Annotated in this window: 17 protein-coding genes; 14 read left to right on the forward strand and 3 right to left on the reverse strand. The window is 38.6% G+C overall.

The window, feature by feature from the left end; genetic code table 11:
* Positions 1 to 40 precede the first annotated feature (40 nt).
* The 4 genes from ACH0CI_RS01600 to ACH0CI_RS01615 are packed head-to-tail and all read left to right on the forward strand — an operon-like array spanning position 41 to position 2273.
* Entirely contained in the window at positions 41 to 613 is a 573-nt protein-coding gene (locus ACH0CI_RS01600) for a nicotinate-nucleotide adenylyltransferase (RefSeq protein WP_335707211.1), read from the forward strand.
* On the forward strand, positions 600 to 1172 hold the full coding sequence (gene yqeK, locus ACH0CI_RS01605) for a bis(5'-nucleosyl)-tetraphosphatase (symmetrical) YqeK (RefSeq protein ID WP_028411664.1): 573 nt from the start codon (positions 600 to 602) through the stop codon (positions 1170 to 1172). Before ACH0CI_RS01600 ends, yqeK begins: the two co-directional genes overlap by 14 nt.
* Positions 1165 to 1518: a ribosome silencing factor gene (rsfS, locus tag ACH0CI_RS01610; RefSeq protein ID WP_013085071.1), complete on the forward strand. Its 354-nt coding sequence runs from the start codon at positions 1165 to 1167 to the stop codon at positions 1516 to 1518. The genes yqeK and rsfS overlap by 8 nt, the downstream gene beginning before the upstream one ends.
* A complete protein-coding gene (locus tag ACH0CI_RS01615) occupies positions 1515 to 2273 on the forward strand; it encodes a class I SAM-dependent DNA methyltransferase (RefSeq protein WP_028411663.1) in 759 nt (252 codons plus the stop codon). Before rsfS ends, ACH0CI_RS01615 begins: the two co-directional genes overlap by 4 nt.
* Before the next feature lie 40 nt (positions 2274 to 2313).
* Here ACH0CI_RS01615 and comER read toward each other — a convergent pair whose 3' ends face one another.
* Positions 2314 to 3144, reverse strand: coding sequence for a late competence protein ComER (gene comER / locus ACH0CI_RS01620; protein WP_154973095.1), 831 nt, complete (start codon positions 3142 to 3144; stop codon positions 2314 to 2316).
* 96 nt (positions 3145 to 3240) lie between these two features.
* Between comER and ACH0CI_RS01625 the strand changes: the two genes are divergently transcribed.
* The 3 genes from ACH0CI_RS01625 to ACH0CI_RS01635 all read left to right on the forward strand — a co-directional run bounded on the left by ACH0CI_RS01625 (position 3241) and on the right by ACH0CI_RS01635 (position 6894).
* Positions 3241 to 3876, forward strand: a complete 636-nt coding sequence (locus tag ACH0CI_RS01625; RefSeq protein WP_406900803.1) for a helix-hairpin-helix domain-containing protein — start codon at positions 3241 to 3243, stop codon at positions 3874 to 3876.
* Between the two features lie 90 nt (positions 3877 to 3966).
* A complete protein-coding gene (locus ACH0CI_RS01630; RefSeq protein ID WP_335707209.1) occupies positions 3967 to 4533 on the forward strand; it encodes a ComE operon protein 2 in 567 nt (188 codons plus the stop codon).
* Between the two features lie 69 nt (positions 4534 to 4602).
* Positions 4603 to 6894 carry a DNA internalization-related competence protein ComEC/Rec2 gene (locus ACH0CI_RS01635; protein ID WP_406900804.1) on the forward strand — a complete coding sequence of 764 codons (2292 nt, stop codon included), beginning with the start codon at positions 4603 to 4605 and terminating at the stop codon, positions 6892 to 6894.
* 57 nt (positions 6895 to 6951) lie between these two features.
* Here ACH0CI_RS01635 and ACH0CI_RS01640 read toward each other — a convergent pair whose 3' ends face one another.
* On the reverse strand, positions 6952 to 7086 hold the full coding sequence (locus tag ACH0CI_RS01640) for a YqzM family protein (protein ID WP_013059251.1): 135 nt from the start codon (positions 7084 to 7086) through the stop codon (positions 6952 to 6954).
* A 327-nt stretch (positions 7087 to 7413) separates the two neighbouring features.
* Between ACH0CI_RS01640 and holA the strand changes: the two genes are divergently transcribed.
* Positions 7414 to 8430, forward strand: a complete 1017-nt coding sequence (holA, locus tag ACH0CI_RS01645) for a DNA polymerase III subunit delta (RefSeq protein ID WP_099331296.1) — start codon at positions 7414 to 7416, stop codon at positions 8428 to 8430.
* Between the two features lie 34 nt (positions 8431 to 8464).
* On the opposite strand, the gene rpsT is transcribed toward holA, so the two are convergent.
* Positions 8465 to 8731 (reverse strand): 30S ribosomal protein S20, encoded by a 267-nt coding sequence (gene rpsT / locus ACH0CI_RS01650; protein ID WP_013085065.1) that lies wholly within the window; start codon positions 8729 to 8731, stop codon positions 8465 to 8467.
* A gap of 256 nt (positions 8732 to 8987) precedes the next feature.
* On the opposite strand from rpsT, the gene gpr reads away from it, so the two are divergent.
* The 6 genes from gpr (at position 8988) to grpE (ending at position 15573) form a co-directional block, all read left to right on the forward strand.
* Entirely contained in the window at positions 8988 to 10100 is a 1113-nt protein-coding gene (gene gpr, locus ACH0CI_RS01655) for a GPR endopeptidase (protein ID WP_028411658.1), read from the forward strand.
* An 84-nt stretch (positions 10101 to 10184) separates the two neighbouring features.
* Positions 10185 to 10520, forward strand: a complete 336-nt coding sequence (locus ACH0CI_RS01660) for a YqxA family protein (RefSeq protein WP_028411657.1) — start codon at positions 10185 to 10187, stop codon at positions 10518 to 10520.
* A 128-nt stretch (positions 10521 to 10648) separates the two neighbouring features.
* Positions 10649 to 12472, forward strand: a complete 1824-nt coding sequence (lepA, locus tag ACH0CI_RS01665; RefSeq protein ID WP_013059246.1) for a translation elongation factor 4 — start codon at positions 10649 to 10651, stop codon at positions 12470 to 12472.
* Between the two features lie 175 nt (positions 12473 to 12647).
* Positions 12648 to 13787: a radical SAM family heme chaperone HemW gene (hemW, locus tag ACH0CI_RS01670; RefSeq protein WP_047749825.1), complete on the forward strand. Its 1140-nt coding sequence runs from the start codon at positions 12648 to 12650 to the stop codon at positions 13785 to 13787.
* A gap of 91 nt (positions 13788 to 13878) precedes the next feature.
* On the forward strand, positions 13879 to 14907 hold the full coding sequence (gene hrcA, locus ACH0CI_RS01675; protein WP_013059244.1) for a heat-inducible transcriptional repressor HrcA: 1029 nt from the start codon (positions 13879 to 13881) through the stop codon (positions 14905 to 14907).
* 105 nt (positions 14908 to 15012) lie between these two features.
* The gene (grpE, locus tag ACH0CI_RS01680; RefSeq protein WP_028411655.1) at positions 15013 to 15573 is read left to right on the forward strand and encodes a nucleotide exchange factor GrpE; all 561 of its coding nucleotides are present in this window, start codon (positions 15013 to 15015) and stop codon (positions 15571 to 15573) included.
* The last annotated feature ends 25 nt before the right edge of the window (positions 15574 to 15598 follow it).

A 15598-nucleotide genomic window follows, 5' to 3' on the forward strand; every position in this document is an offset into this window, starting at 1 on the left:
TCTATTTAAAAATGAAGTAAATTAAAGGAGTCGGGGATTGTTGAAGAGTATTGGAATTTTAGGTGGAACGTTCAATCCGCCTCATTTGGGGCATTTAATGATGGCAAATGAGGTTTTGCATGCCTTGAAATTAGATGAGATATGGTTCATGCCGTCATATATTCCACCTCATAAAACAATCAAAGAGCCTATTGAGCCATATCATCGTTTACAAATGCTAGAGCTAGCTATTGAAGAACATGATCAATTCACCCTGCAGCCGATTGAGTTTGAGCGCAAAGAGCCTTCATATACATATGATACGATGAGAATACTAACAGAGAAATATCCAACGTATCAGTTTCATTTCATCATTGGTGCTGATATGGTAGAATATTTGCCGAAGTGGTATGAAATTGATGAATTAGTCAATTTGGTTACATTTGTAGGTGTAAAGCGCCCGGGGTATACCATTACGTCCCCTTACCCGATAAAAGAAGTAGAAGTTCCGCAGTTTGATGTCTCCTCTTCCTTTATTCGCGAACGAGTAGTAAAGAAAGAAACCATTCGTTATTTTATACCTGCTGGTGTCAAACAATATATCGAGGAGAATCAATTATATGAATCGAACTGAGGCATTAGAAATCGTAAAGAAACAGTTAACAGAACGTCGTTATATTCATACTGTCGGGGTAATGGAAACAGCAATTGAATTAGCTAAACGTTTTGAAGCAGACGAAAAAAAAGCAGAACTGGCAGCTATTTTTCATGACTATGCCAAGTTTCGTCCAAAGGAAGAGATGAAGCAAATTATTATTGATCAAAACATGAACCCTTCTTTATTGGAATACAATACCGAATTATGGCATGCTCCAGTAGGCGCGTTTTTAGTGAGAAATGAAGTAGGGATTACGGATAAGGAAGTATTGGATGCAATTGCGTACCATACATCTGGAAGACCTGGCATGACGTTACTTGAAAAAATTGTGTACGTTGCTGATTATATTGAACCTGGAAGGAGATTTCCAGGTGTTGATGAAGTGCGGGAGTTAGCTAAAACCGACTTAAATGCAGCACTTATTCAATCATTAAAGAATACTATTTCTTTTTTAATGACCAAACATCAGGCCGTTTATCCCGATACGATGATGACATATAATGATTTAATCTTAGGAGGTCAAACACATGACTGAACGTGAATTGCTATCTCTTGTTGTAGAAGCAGCCGATGATAAAAAAGCAATCGATATCGTAGCGTTAAATATGGAAGGAATCTCACTTGTGGCAGATTATTTTGTTATTTGTCACGGTAACTCAGATAAACAAGTGCAGGCAATTGCTCGTGAAATTAAAGAAAAAGCACACGAACAAGGCATTTCTGTGAAGCGTTTAGAAGGGTTTGAGCAGGCTAAGTGGGTGCTTGTTGATCTTGGAGATGTTGTGGTTCACATTTTCCATAAAGATGAGCGCGGATATTATAACTTAGAACGCTTATGGGGAGATGCACCATTTGTAAGTTCAGAAGAGCTACAGCTATGAGCAGGTACGGAGAATTTGCCTACGTATATGATCAGCTAATGGCAGACGTTCCGTATGACGATTGGGCTGAATTTTTTAATCAGCAGGTGGCAAAAGCAAAAACAAAGCCTAACAGTATATTAGACCTTGCCTGCGGCACGGGAGAACTCTCCGTTCGATTTGCAAAAGAAGGTTTCTCCGTAGTCGGCGTTGATTTGTCTGATGATATGCTTATGGTAGCTCAAGAGAAGGCAGCAGAAGCAGGGGTAACGCTATCTCTTTTTCAGCAAAACATGGCGGAACTTGAGTTATTGAAAGAGTTTGATTGTGTAGTAATCTTTTGTGATTCTTTGAACTATTTGCAAAGTGATAAAGAAGTTCAAGAAACCATTCAACGTGTATATAAACACTTAAAACCAGGTGGGCTCTTCATATTTGATGTTCATTCAGTGCACAAGATGAAGGACGTATTTGGAAATCAATCTTTTTCTTATGTAGATGAAGACGTGTCATATATTTGGAACTGCACCTATGACGATACAGACATGCGTGTAGAGCATGATATTACGTTTTTTGCTTATGATGAAGAAATCGATGCATATCATCGCTTTGATGAGGTGCATGCTCAGCGCACTTGGTCGATTGACCATTATCAATCATGGTTGAGCCAAGCTGGTTTTATAAATATAGAAGTAAGTGCAGATTTCAAAATGAGTAAGCCTACTTCAAACAGTGAGCGCATCTTTTTCTCTGCGCAAAAAAAAGAAGCCGAGTAGAGGCTTCTTTTTTTGTTTCAAAGCAGGATTTCTACAGAAATTATGGAATAAGACTATCAAACTGATTGTGAACAAGCTCAATGTCTTCGTCAAATTTTTCGTGTGTTTTTTGAAATACGTGCACAAACATCTCTCCGAGTTCAGCTTCTAAAACTTTAATACCTTCTCCGGTTACACCGCCTTTTACGCATACTTTATCCTGCAAGGTAGGAAGCGTAAATATTTCTTTTTCCAACAGTTTTCCCATTCCAATAATCATATCGCTGGCCATGACGGTAGCTTCTTCTTCAGAAATATTTGTTTCTTGAACTGCTGCATCAATAAAGCGTTGAAGCAAAAAGCTGAAGAATGCAGGACCGCAGCTTACGATATCGGATGATACGCGGGTAATCGTTTGATCAATAGCCACAGGCTTTGACATAGATGAAAATAATTCATGTAAATAATTTTGGTAAAAAGGCGTACATCTTTCTCCAAACGTGAAAAGAGAAACACCTGCTAATGCCCGATTCGTAATGCTAGGGATAATTCTAGCTGCTTGACTCGGAATGAGGCGTTCGATTTGTTCTACGCTAATTGGACTCGTAATGGATACAATGCAGTGATCTTTCGTCAGCAGTGGTTCTAATTGTATTAAAAGGGGGTGAATATCCAATGGCTTAACACAAATAAAAATGACTTTGGATGCGTGAACAACTTCTTCAGCTGTATCAGCAACATGAATTTTCTTATGCTGCTGTTGAATCTCTTTGGCCCTTTTTTTTGTACGATTCATAATAGTAATTTTAGAAGGACGTACGGCTTTTGATTCAATAAACGCATCAATTAATATTTTCCCCATGTTTCCTGTTCCGATAAACCCTATGTTCACTGATTCATTCCCTCCTTCAAAAGCCTTTTCTTCTAAACACTATGAAGACGTAATTGAATTTATGACGTTACTTCAAAATTCAAAGGAGTGTACAAGTTGACTTTTTCAAAAAAACAATGGCTAATTGGGTGTATTTGCTTAGCAGTTGGGTTGGCTTTTTATATCTATCGAACAGGAGGAGAGAAACCGGAAAGTTCTCTTCAAACCTCAGATATAATCAAGGCAGAATCTTCTGGTACAAAAAAAGAAGGAGAGTCGTCTAATCAAGTAATTTCAAGCCAAGATTCCCCGTTTGTGATGGTGGATATTAAAGGAGCTGTTCAGAAGCCTGGTGTATACCAGCTTCCGAAAGATGCAAGGGTAAAAGATGCTCTAGCACAAGCCGGAGGCGCTACGAAAGAAGCGGACTTAAGACAGCTCAATTTAGCTAGCAAGCTACAAGATGAAATGGCTGTGTATATTCCAGCTGCTGGAGAAGAAATCCCCCCTTCATCTCCAGTTTCTTCAATTTCTTCCTCAGGAACTTCAAATGATCAGCCCCTTGTTAATATCAATACAGCGAACACTGATGAACTGCAAACGTTAAATGGCATTGGACCTTCAAAAGCCAGTGCCATCGTTTCATATCGAGAGGAAAATGGCTTGTTTCAAACAGTAGAGGATTTGGGACAAGTATCAGGTATTGGCGAGAAGTCGCTAGAAAAAATTAAAGCTCAAATTACGGTACAGTAGAGACTTATTGACGAAAAAGGAAAAAAAACGCTACACTATGAAAGAGAAAAGTATCATTATTCAGTTTTAAATAAAAAGGCAGGGAATGAGATGAACCGGATTTCATGGGATCAATATTTTATGGCACAAAGCCATTTGCTAGCTTTAAGAAGCACTTGTGAACGTCTGGCTGTTGGAGCTACAGTGGTGCGTGATAAACGTATTATAGCTGGAGGATACAACGGTTCGATCAGCGGAGGCGTGCATTGTGCTGACGAAGGCTGCTATGTAATTGATGGCCACTGCGTAAGAACTGTTCATGCAGAAGTGAATGCACTCTTGCAGTGTGCTAAGTTTGGTGTGAAGACAGAAGATGCGGAAGTATACGTCACGCATTTTCCTTGTTTAAACTGCTGTAAAGCTCTTATTCAAGCGGGAATTAAAACAGTATATTATGCTAATGATTACAAAAATCATCCGTATGCTGTTGAGTTATTTGAACAGGCGGGAGTGAAAACAGCAAAAGTTGAACTTGATGAAGCAATCATTGACTTAAAAAGTAAAGAGAAGCTTCAATTTGTAACGGATGTTCTCACTCGTTTAGAAAAAAGCGGAGCTGACGAAGCAGAAGTGATGAATTTACAGCGTGAAGCTCTCGCTTTGTTTACGGCAAATTAAAGGTAAAAGAGGTTTTTTACTTGGTAACAGTAAGAAGCCTCTTTCTTTTAAGGAAGAAAGGAGCTAAAAGTGAAAGGATATTATATTTACTGTGCTTTTAGCATGATGCTAGCCTTATATGTATATGATAATCATTCCGCTGTAAGCCTGTTTTTGCTAATCGTGCTTTTCATTTTTCAATGGCTACAATGTCCGAGGAAAGTGGTTATTGCTTCTGCACTGTTGAGCGTTTTGTGCGTCTACCTATTAGCTGAGGCAAATAACCATAACAAAACGGTTCTTTTAGCTGAATCTTCTACTTTTACAGGCGAAATTTCATCTGTTCCGCATAGTGACGGCGACAAGCTTACTTTTAAGTTTACGGTTCAAAATGAAGAAGTCATGGCTTTTTATAAACTAAAAACGCTGGAAGAGAAACAGCAGCTCGAAAAGCTAACGATTCATCAAGTTTGTCAACTAGCAGGGCAATTAACTTCTCCTTCATCTGCTCGTAACCTTCATGCATTTGATTATCAGCAATATTTATACCATCAGTCTATTCATTGGCAGCTTAACGTCAAGAGACTTGATTTGGCAAAATGCCAGCTCCCCACCTTAACTCCACTTACGTACCTTACCTTTATTCGTCAAAAAGGAATTAATTATATTCAACAAAACATGTCGGATCCAGGCGCTGGATTTATGCAGGCACTAATTTACGGCGAGCGTACTGGGATCGAAGAAGAGAGTATCAAGCGCTATCAGCAATTTGGTTTAATACACTTGCTTGCCATATCAGGTCTTCATGTTGGACTGCTGACAGCGATGTGTTTTTATTTGCTCATTCGGATTGGAATAACGCGCGAGCGAGCCATTACGCTTTTACTTTTGCTTCTTCCTGTATACATGGTTTTGGCCGGTGGCAGCGCTTCAGTTGTCCGAGCTGTTTTTATGAGTATGCTGATGCTTATATCGATAAAAATACAAAGAAAAATTCTTTTGGTTGATAGCATCAGCCTTGCTTTTATGAGCATGCTGCTTTTCAAACCGTACTATTTATTTGATGTAGGATTTCAGCTTTCTTTTGCCGTTAGTTTTGCCTTGATTTTATCGAGTCAGACAATTTTACCTCGTTTTCATTCTTCTTTCAGCCAGCTCATGGCTGTTTCAGCGATTGCACAAGTCAGTTCACTTCCTTTATTGTTGTACTATTTTTATGGAGTATCTCTCCTCAGTTTGCCATTAAATATGGTTTTTGTACCGTTGTTTTCTCTTGTTGTATTACCTCTTTGTTTGCTCATTCTTTTTGTTCGTATCATCTTGCCGGGATTGAGTGAATTGCTGGAGCAAATTCTTCATGTTCTTTTACTTGCTTGTGAAAAATTGCTTGATTTTTTTGAGTGGATTCCCGCTGATTTCGTAACGGGAAAACCCCACATTTTGCTGTTTTTGGGCATGTACCTATGCATTTATGCTTTATTTGTGGCGGTCGAAGAAGGGAAATTTTTCGTTCGCTATATGTTTCTTCTCGCGGCATTGTTAGCCGCACAATGTATGTATCCTTATTTGAATCCAAAAGGAACGGTCACAATGGTCGATGTAGGACAAGGAGACTGCTTTATCATTGAGCTTCCTTATCGAAAAGGCGTGTATATGATCGATACCGGAGGAACCGTTTCATTTCCAAAAGAACCATGGCAAAAACGCCGTTCTTCTTTTGACGTGGGAGAAGACGTACTTGTTCCCTTTTTGCATTCAAAAGGAATGACAAAGGTAGATAAAATGATTATTACACACGGCGATTATGATCACGCAGGGGCGGCACAGCATTTATTTTCACAAGTGGCTGTCGGAGAGCTGGTGCTTGGGAAAAAAGCCGAATTAAATGACGTAGAGACTGGCTTGGTGATCGCTGCTCAAAAACAAAGCGTGCCTGTTCAAATTGTTCAACAAGGAGATAGCTGGCAAGAAGGAGGTGTCTTATTTCAGGTTATTTCTCCCATAGGTTTCGAAGAAACGAGCAACAACGGCTCAATTGTAATAGACGCTAAGTTAGGAAATTTAAGATGGCTATTCACCGGAGATTTAGAAAAGGAAGGAGAACAAAGAATATTGAAAGACTTTCCCAACCTTAAAGCAGATGTATTAAAAGTGGGTCATCATGGCAGTAAAACCTCAACTTCAGAAGAGTTTGTTCAACATTTAAACCCTAAAGTAGCGCTTGTTTCAGCGGGGCAAAAAAATCGTTATGGTCATCCTCATCAAGAAATATTAGAGCTTCTGAAAAGCTACGGGGTGTATATTTACCGAACGGATGAAGATGGTGGGGTAATGTATGAATTTACAAAAAAGTCAGGAACGTTTTCGCAGCAACTTCCATAGTCTATAGTAAGAAAAACGAACTGAAAAAGACTGCTAAGAAGCAGCCTTGAAGCAATTTTACGAACCCAAGTAGTGAATCACAGTTGCAATAACAAATAAGGCAGTGAAAAAGCCAAATGAAACACCAAATCCTACGGCAGAATCGACAGCGTCGTTGCGTTTACTTTGGACACTTTCTTCAAATTGGTTCATTAACACCCCTCCTGTTTACAGTATAATCTAACTTTTTTTAAAAATCTAGACAATTTAAAAGCGTTTTCGCAAACTGACAACAGTTAACAACTATACTTTATGAGCATGAGGAGAAAATAGAGATAAGGGTTTAATCATTAACAAATAAGTAACCTAGGGCTTATATTGTTGATGTTTATCATAAACTGAGGAATTGTCGTTTTAAGACAATTCCTTTTGTATTGTTGCCAAAAACTCATAACACCTTTACGATAGAAATTGTATTTTGTTTATCAGTAACTATACATAATCAATATAGATGAATAAAAAAAGAGGAGCGTATATACGTTGGCAGTTGATAGCTTAAAAAGTATTACCAAAAATAATATCGCCCCCGTTTATTTAATACACGGGGTTAATGCATTTATGAGTAAAAAGATTAGAGATAAAATCGTCGACTATACGTTGAATGAAGAAGATAAAGAATTTAACTTGTCCCTATACGATTTAGAAGAGACATCGATTGATCAAGTTCTAGAAGATGCTGAAACGCTTCCTTTTTTAGGAGACAAGCGTGTAGTGGTTGCGAAAAATGCAGCATTTTTAACGGCTGAAAAATCAAAAGATAAAGTTGAGCATGATCTGGCAAAACTTCAGCAATATGTCGAACAGCCCCCGTCTTTTTCAACATTAATTCTTCTAGCCCCTTATGAAAAGCTGGATGAAAGAAAAAAAATAACAAAATTATTAAAAAAACAAGCAGCTTACATCGAAGCGAACGAATTTGGTGAAAAAGAAATGAAGCAGTGGATTCATAATTTGCTTTCAAAAGATGGAGTGAATATGGATGAAGATGCTGAAACGCTGCTTATTCAGCTTGTGGGGCTTAATGTAACGCTCGTGACAAATGAAATTGAAAAAATGGTGTTATACGTTGGACAAGGAGGAGTCATTACAAAAGAAGTGGTGCTTAAGCTTGTGGCAAAAACGCTTGAACAAAACGTATTTACGCTTATTGATGCTGTTATTCAGCGAAAGGTTTCTATCGCTTTAAATATGTATCAGGATTTGCTGCGTAACAACGAAGAGCCTATTAAAATTTTATCTTTGTTAGCGACGCAGTTTCGTTTAATTTATCATACGAAGCAGCTGTCTAGTCAAGGGTACGGTCAGCAGCAAATTGCTCAAACGATTAAGGTTCATCCGTTTCGTGTGAAAATCGCTTTGCAGCAGAGCAGAAGTTTTGAGGAACAGCAGCTTAAAGGAATTTTAAAGGATTTAGCAGAGGCAGATTATGAAATGAAGACGGGAAAAATGGATAAAGCGCTTATTTTACAGCTGTTTTTATTAAAAAGAGCGCAATAAAAAAACGATCCTAATGGGATCGTTTTTGTCTCAATTATGCAGATAAACCGTTAAGTTTTACTGCTAAGCGAGATTTTTGACGAGCTGCAGCATTTTTGTGGATAAGACCAGATTGTGCGGCTTTGTCTAATTTTTTAGAAGCAACAGCAAATGCTGCTTTTGCGTTATCTACATCGTTGTTTTCAACTAAAGCTTCAAAGTTTTTGATTGCAGTACGCATAGCTGATTTAGCTTGAATGTTATGAGCACGGCGAGCTTCAGTAGTTTTTACACGTTTGATAGCTGATTTAATGTTTGGCATCCGTTTCACCTCCCGAAATGATAACAATCGAGATTATATAGAACTCGACATTCTTCACAATAAGAACAAAAGATATTTTATCAAACACAAGGACAGAATGCAATAGCCTTGACAAGGAATTTTATATGACAGACCTCTCTTTAAAAGCTTGTAGCTGATATTGTGCCCTTCCTTCTACTTTTCATTTCTTAAATGCATGAATCTGCCAGTCCTCGGTGACAATAATTTCAACAAAGATTGTCTAGGAGGTTAAGAAATGGAAAAAGAACTTGATTTAAGTCAATATAGCGTGCGCACGGATTTAGCTGTCGAAGCAAAAGACATAGCGTTAGAAAATCAGCCTAAACCGAATAACCAGTCAGAAATCAACGGCGTAATTGTAAAAGAAAAAGAAGAACAAGGTGTCAAAATTTCAATGGTAGAAATTACGGAAGAGGGCGCAGAAGCAATCGGTAAGAAAAAAGGCCGATATGTAACCCTTGAATCGGTAGGCATTCGCGAGCAGGATACTGAAAAGCAAGAGGCTATGGAAGAAGTATTTGCTAAAGAGCTGAATTTTTTTATTAAAAGCCTCAACATTCCAGATGATGCTAGCTGTCTTGTAGTAGGTCTTGGAAACTTAAGTGTGACACCAGATGCGCTTGGACCAAAGGCAGTAGATAATCTGTTGATTACAAGACATTTGTTTGAGTTACAGCCTGAAAGCGTGCAAGATGGCTTTAGACCCGTTAGCGCCATTGTTCCGGGAGTAATGGGAATGACGGGTATTGAGACAAGTGATATTATCTTTGGCGTTGTAAAGAAAGTGAATCCAGATTTTATTATTGCAATCGATGCGCTGGCCGCTCGTTCGATTGAACGGGTAAATGCTACCATTCAAATTTCAGATTCAGGTATTCATCCTGGGTCTGGGGTTGGAAACAAGCGCAAAGAAATCAGTTATGAAACACTTGGCATTCCAGTTATTGCAATAGGTATTCCAACGGTGGTGGATGCTGTGTCCATTACAAGCGATACAATTGACTTTATCTTAAAACATTTCGGCCGAGAAATGAAAGAGCAGGGAAAGCCGTCTAAGTCGCTGCTTCCGTCCGGTATGACGTTTGGAGAAAAAAAGAAGCTCACGGAGGATGATTTACCCAATGAAGAGCAGCGTCAAACGTACCTCGGTATGATTGGCACTCTTCCCGATGAAGAAAAAAGACGTCTTATTCATGAAGTGCTTGCACCTTTAGGTCATAATTTGATGGTTACGCCAAAAGAAGTGGATATGTTTATTGAAGATATGGCTAATGTAGTTGCAGGAGGACTTAACGCTGCTTTGCATCATGAAGTGGACCAAGAGAACTTTGGGGCATATACTCATTAATACGCTTTTAGATGAATGAGTTCTTCAGAATATAGTCATAATGGTTAGTACTACAGAAGATAAAGAAGTAAGGGGCCTAATAATATGATTAAATTTACTTTAAAATCAGTAGTGCTAACTATTTTTTTACTGTTCGTCGTATTTTTAGGAATGCAGACGGCTCAGCAAGGGCTGATTAAAATGAAGGGATATAATGATCCTTCGATTGAACATGTTATTAATGTGTCTAAAACGTCAGATGGTCAGGTGGAAGCTGCTGTTTTAGGTTCAAAAAAAGTTGTGAACATTGATGAAAAACAGCAGCTTTTAGAAAAACGAAAGGCTTTTAACTTTTTCTCCTCGCTAGGTCAAAGTCTAGCGGAAGGCGTGAAAAGTACAATAGGAAAAGCTTTTAAGGCTATCCATCATCTTCTTAATTAAAAGCAGAATCTCTTTCTGCTTTTTTGTATGGAAAAATCCCCAATGGAATGCTTATTGAATGTTGACGAATGTGTTGTTATAATTTAGTTTAGTGTATTTTGCCGATTTTCAGTAGGAGTGAAAAAAATATGGATAGAGAAGCAAGATTGAAACGACAATCGAAAATCAGAAACTTTTCGATTATTGCTCATATAGACCACGGTAAGTCAACATTAGCAGACCGTATTTTAGAAAAAACAAATGCGTTAACACAGCGAGAAATGAAAGCTCAGCTTTTAGATTCGATGGATTTAGAACGTGAACGTGGAATTACCATTAAATTAAATGCTGTGCAGCTTCAATACAAAGCAAAAGATGGAGAAGAGTATACTTTTCATCTAATTGACACACCGGGACACGTCGATTTTACATATGAAGTGTCGCGAAGTTTAGCCGCGTGTGAAGGTGCTATTCTAGTAGTAGATGCAGCTCAAGGTATTGAAGCTCAAACACTAGCAAACGTATATTTAGCGCTTGATAACAACCTTGAAATTTTACCTGTCATTAATAAGATTGACCTGCCGAGCGCAGAGCCAGAGCGAGTGCGCCAAGAGGTTGAAGACGTAATTGGATTAGATGCGTCGGAAGCTGTATTAGCTTCAGCTAAAGCAGGAATTGGAATCGAAGAAATTTTAGAACAAATTGTTGAAAAAGTTCCTGCTCCTGAAGGGGATCCAGATGCACCGCTTCAAGCGTTAATCTTTGATTCATTTTATGATGCATACCGAGGTGTAGTTGCATCTATTCGTATCGTACAGGGACGAGTAAAAGTAGGCGACAAAATTAAAATGATGGCAACAGGAAAAGAGTTTGAGGTAACGGAGCTAGGTGTGTTAACGCCAAAAGCCGTTGCTAAAGATGAACTTTCTGTTGGCGACGTAGGGTTTTTAACAGCAGCTATTAAAAATGTTGGAGATACGCGAGTAGGGGACACGATTACTCTTGCCAAAAACGGAGCAAGTGAACCTCTTCCTGGCTATCGTCGTCTGAATCCAATGGTATACTGCGGACTGTATCCGATTGATACAGCGAAGTATAACGATCTTCGTGAAGCACTAGAAAAGTTAGAGCTAAATGACTCTGCACTTCAGTTTGAGCCAGAGACGTCTCAGGCCTTAGGGTTTGGTTTCCGATGTGGATTCTTAGGACTGCTTCACATGGAGATTATCCAAGAGCGTATTGAGCGTGAATTTAAAATTGATTTAATTACAACAGCTCCAAGCGTTATTTATGACGTATATTTAACAGACGAGACTCATCTGTCTGTAGATAACCCTTCTAATATGCCGGACCCACAAAAGATTGAACGCGTGGAAGAACCGTATGTGAAGGCCACAATGATGGTACCAAACGATTATGTTGGTGCTGTGATGGAGCTTTGTCAGAAGAAGCGAGGCAACTTTATTGATATGCAGTACTTGGATGCTAATCGCGTGAGTATTGTATACGAAATTCCGCTGGCTGAAATTGTATATGATTTCTTTGATCAACTAAAATCAAATACAAAAGGCTACGCGTCGTTTGACTACGAGCTTATCGGATATCAGCCTTCGAAGCTTGTGAAGATGGATATTCTCTTAAACGGTGAAACGGTCGATGCGCTGTCCTTTATCGTTCACAGAGATTCAGCTTATGATCGTGGTAAAGTCATTGTAGAAAAGCTTAAAGAGCTTATTCCACGTCAACAGTTCGAAGTGCCGATTCAAGCGGCAATCGGTCAAAAAATTGTGGCGCGTTCAACAATTAAAGCCATTCGCAAAAACGTTTTAGCAAAATGTTACGGAGGAGATATCTCTCGTAAACGTAAACTTCTTGAAAAACAAAAAGAAGGTAAAAAACGTATGAAGCAGGTCGGTTCTGTTGAAGTACCGCAGGAAGCATTCATGGCTGTGCTTCGCATGGACGAAGATTAATAGCTGAAATTCTATTATTTAACATGTCAAATTAGTTTTGAAAATGAAGCGAATCTGATACGATAGTAAAGAGTTTTGAGCGCTGTAAATAAGTGTGAACGAACATAGATAAAAATACCGCAGAGAGACTCTGCGGTATTTTTATCATTTATAAATGTGATTGAGGTGAAAGTCCATGGTGAAGGCAGCATATCTGCATATCCCGTTTTGTCATCATATTTGTCACTATTGTGACTTTAATAAAGTGTTTTTCAAAAATCAGCCCGTTATGCCGTATTTGGAAAGCATGCGAGAAGAAATGAAACAAACAGTCGAACGTTATCCAACGACCAATTTGAACACGATATTCGTTGGGGGTGGAACGCCCACAGCCTTAGATGAACAGCAGCTGGAGTATTTTTTAGAATCCATTCGTATGTATCTTCCTTATGATGAGAAAGGTGAGTTTACATTTGAAGCGAATCCGAATGAATTGACAAAAGAAAAGCTTCAGCTTCTCCATGACTATGGCGTGAATCGTTTAAGTATTGGTGTACAAACGTTTAATGAAAGGTTATTGGAGAAAATTGGACGTGTGCATTCAAATAGGCAGGTATTTGATTGTATTGAGCAAGCGAGAAAGATTGGAATGTCGAATATAAGCTTAGACTTAATTTATAGCTTGCCGGAACAAACGGTAGCTGATTTTTCTTCTACGCTTCAAACCGCTTTTTCATTAGAGGTAGAGCATATGTCTGCCTATTCGTTAATTATTGAACCTAAAACGGTATTTTATAATTTAATGAATAAAGGGAAGCTGCCGCTGCCTGCTCAAGAAGAAGAGGCAGCTATGTATGAGCTGCTTATGAAAGAAATGGACAAACAAGGTTTTCATCAATATGAAATCAGTAATTTCGCAAAGTCAGGCTACGAGAGTATTCATAATCTAACATATTGGAACAACGACGATTATTACGGAATTGGTGCAGGCGCACATAGCTATATTGACGGAATAAGACGAGCAAATATTGGACCATTAAAAAAGTACATTGATTCAGTCGAGCAAAAAGGAAATGCATATCTTAATGAAGTGAGCGTGACCGAGGCTGAAAAAATGGAAGAAGAAATGTTTTTGGGTCTTCGTAAAACGAAAGGAGTCTCAAAAGAGGAGTTTAAGCAAAAATTCAATCGAGAATTAAAAGATGTATTTGGAGAACCTATTCAAGAATACAAAGAGAAAGGACTTTTGGGTGAAGACAATAGCTCCGTCTTTTTAACACACAATGGTCGATTTTTGGGGAATGAAGTTTTTCAAGCCTTTATTGGGATAATCTAATACCAAATCGTTGACATCGCTATAGTGATTTGGTAATTTATTATTAGATTTAGCACTCAGAGTTTTAGAGTGCTAACAGAGGTGATGAAGCGTGCTTACTGATCGACAGTTATTAATTTTACAAGTCATTATTGATGATTTCATTCGATCTGCGCAGCCGGTAGGCTCTCGAACATTATCTAAGAAAGAAGAGTTTAATTTTAGTTCGGCTACGATTCGTAATGAGATGTCAGACCTAGAAGAACTTGGATTTATTGAAAAAACTCATACTTCTTCAGGGCGCGTTCCGTCTGAGAAAGGCTATCGTTATTATGTTGATCACCTAGTGTCCCCGCAGCACTTGAAAGCAAGCGATGTTTCTACAGTACGTTCGGTATTTGCTGAGCGCATTGTAGAACTGGAGCAGCTCGTTCAAAAATCAGCGCAAATTTTATCTGATTTAACGAGTTTAACGTCCATTGTGCTAGGGCCAAAAGCGGTCAGCCATAAGTTAAAACAGCTGCAGATTTTACCTTTAACGGCTCAGTCAGCTGTTGCCATTATTGTGACTGATACAGGACACGTTGAAAGTCGGACGATTACGTTACCGAGCAGTATTCAACCTTCTGATATTGAAAAGATGGTTAACATTTTGAACGAAAAGCTCATCGGCGTTCGCATTACTGATTTACATGATAAAATGTACAAAGAAGTAGCGACGCTCTTAAAAAGCCACATTCAAGGGTATGAGCAGACGATGGATATACTCAATGATGCATTAAAGCTCAACATGAATGGCAAATTAGTAGTTGGCGGCAAAACGAATATGTTTGCTCAGCCGGAATTTCATGATCTTAATAAAATTCGCGGGCTGTTCAACATTATTGAACATGAACAGCAGTTTTATAAGCTGCTAAGCCCAAATGAGGCTGGCATACACGTGAAAATTGGTCATGAAAATAAGTTGAATGAAATGGTAGGCTGCAGCTTAATTACAGCTAGTTATTCTTTTGGTCACGAACAGCTCGGCACAATTGCTATACTGGGACCGACCCGCATGGAATATGCGCGTGTGATTAGTTTGCTTACACTGCTATCATCAGATATGTCTCAAGTGTTAACAAACTTGTATAAAGAATAAAGGAATCGGGTGGAATATATTACTTCCATCCTTTCCCTGTGATAAAATAAAAATCGTTGTTTAAAATGTGAAAATGTGTGTAAACATTTAAGGGAGGTGAATGAATTGTCAAACGAAAAGCAAGTAGAAGAACAAAACGAAGAAGTGGTTGAAGAAGTTCAAACAGAAGCTGCTGAAGCAACTGAAGCTGAAGCGTCTGAGGAAGTAAACCCTCTTCAACAAGAAAATGATCAATTAAAGCAACAGCTTGAAGAAGAAGAGAATCGCTACTTACGTCTACAAGCTGATTTCGATAATTTCCGTCGTCGTTCACGTCTCGATGCAGAAGCTGCTCAAAAATACCGTGCTCAATCATTGGTTGCGGATATTTTACCAGCACTTGATAACTTTGAACGTGCATTACAAGTTAACACAGCGGACGAACAAACTAAATCTGTGCTACAAGGTGTAGAAATGGTATACCGTCAATTGGTGGAGGCACTTCAAAAAGAAGGTGTTGAAGCAATTGAGTCAGTTGGGAAAACATTTGATCCATACGAGCATCAAGCAGTGATGCAAGTAGAAGACGATGAATACGAACCGAACACGGTAGTAGAAGAGCTTCAAAAAGGTTACAAATTAAAAGATAAAATCATCCGCCCTGCGATGGTTAAAGTGAATCAATAACACTACATATTATGAAGGAGGTCAT

Origin of the sequence: Priestia sp. 179-F W1.4 NHS (assembly GCF_045369295.1) — a bacterium.
Lineage (GTDB): Bacteria > Bacillota > Bacilli > Bacillales > Bacillaceae_H > Priestia > Priestia zanthoxyli.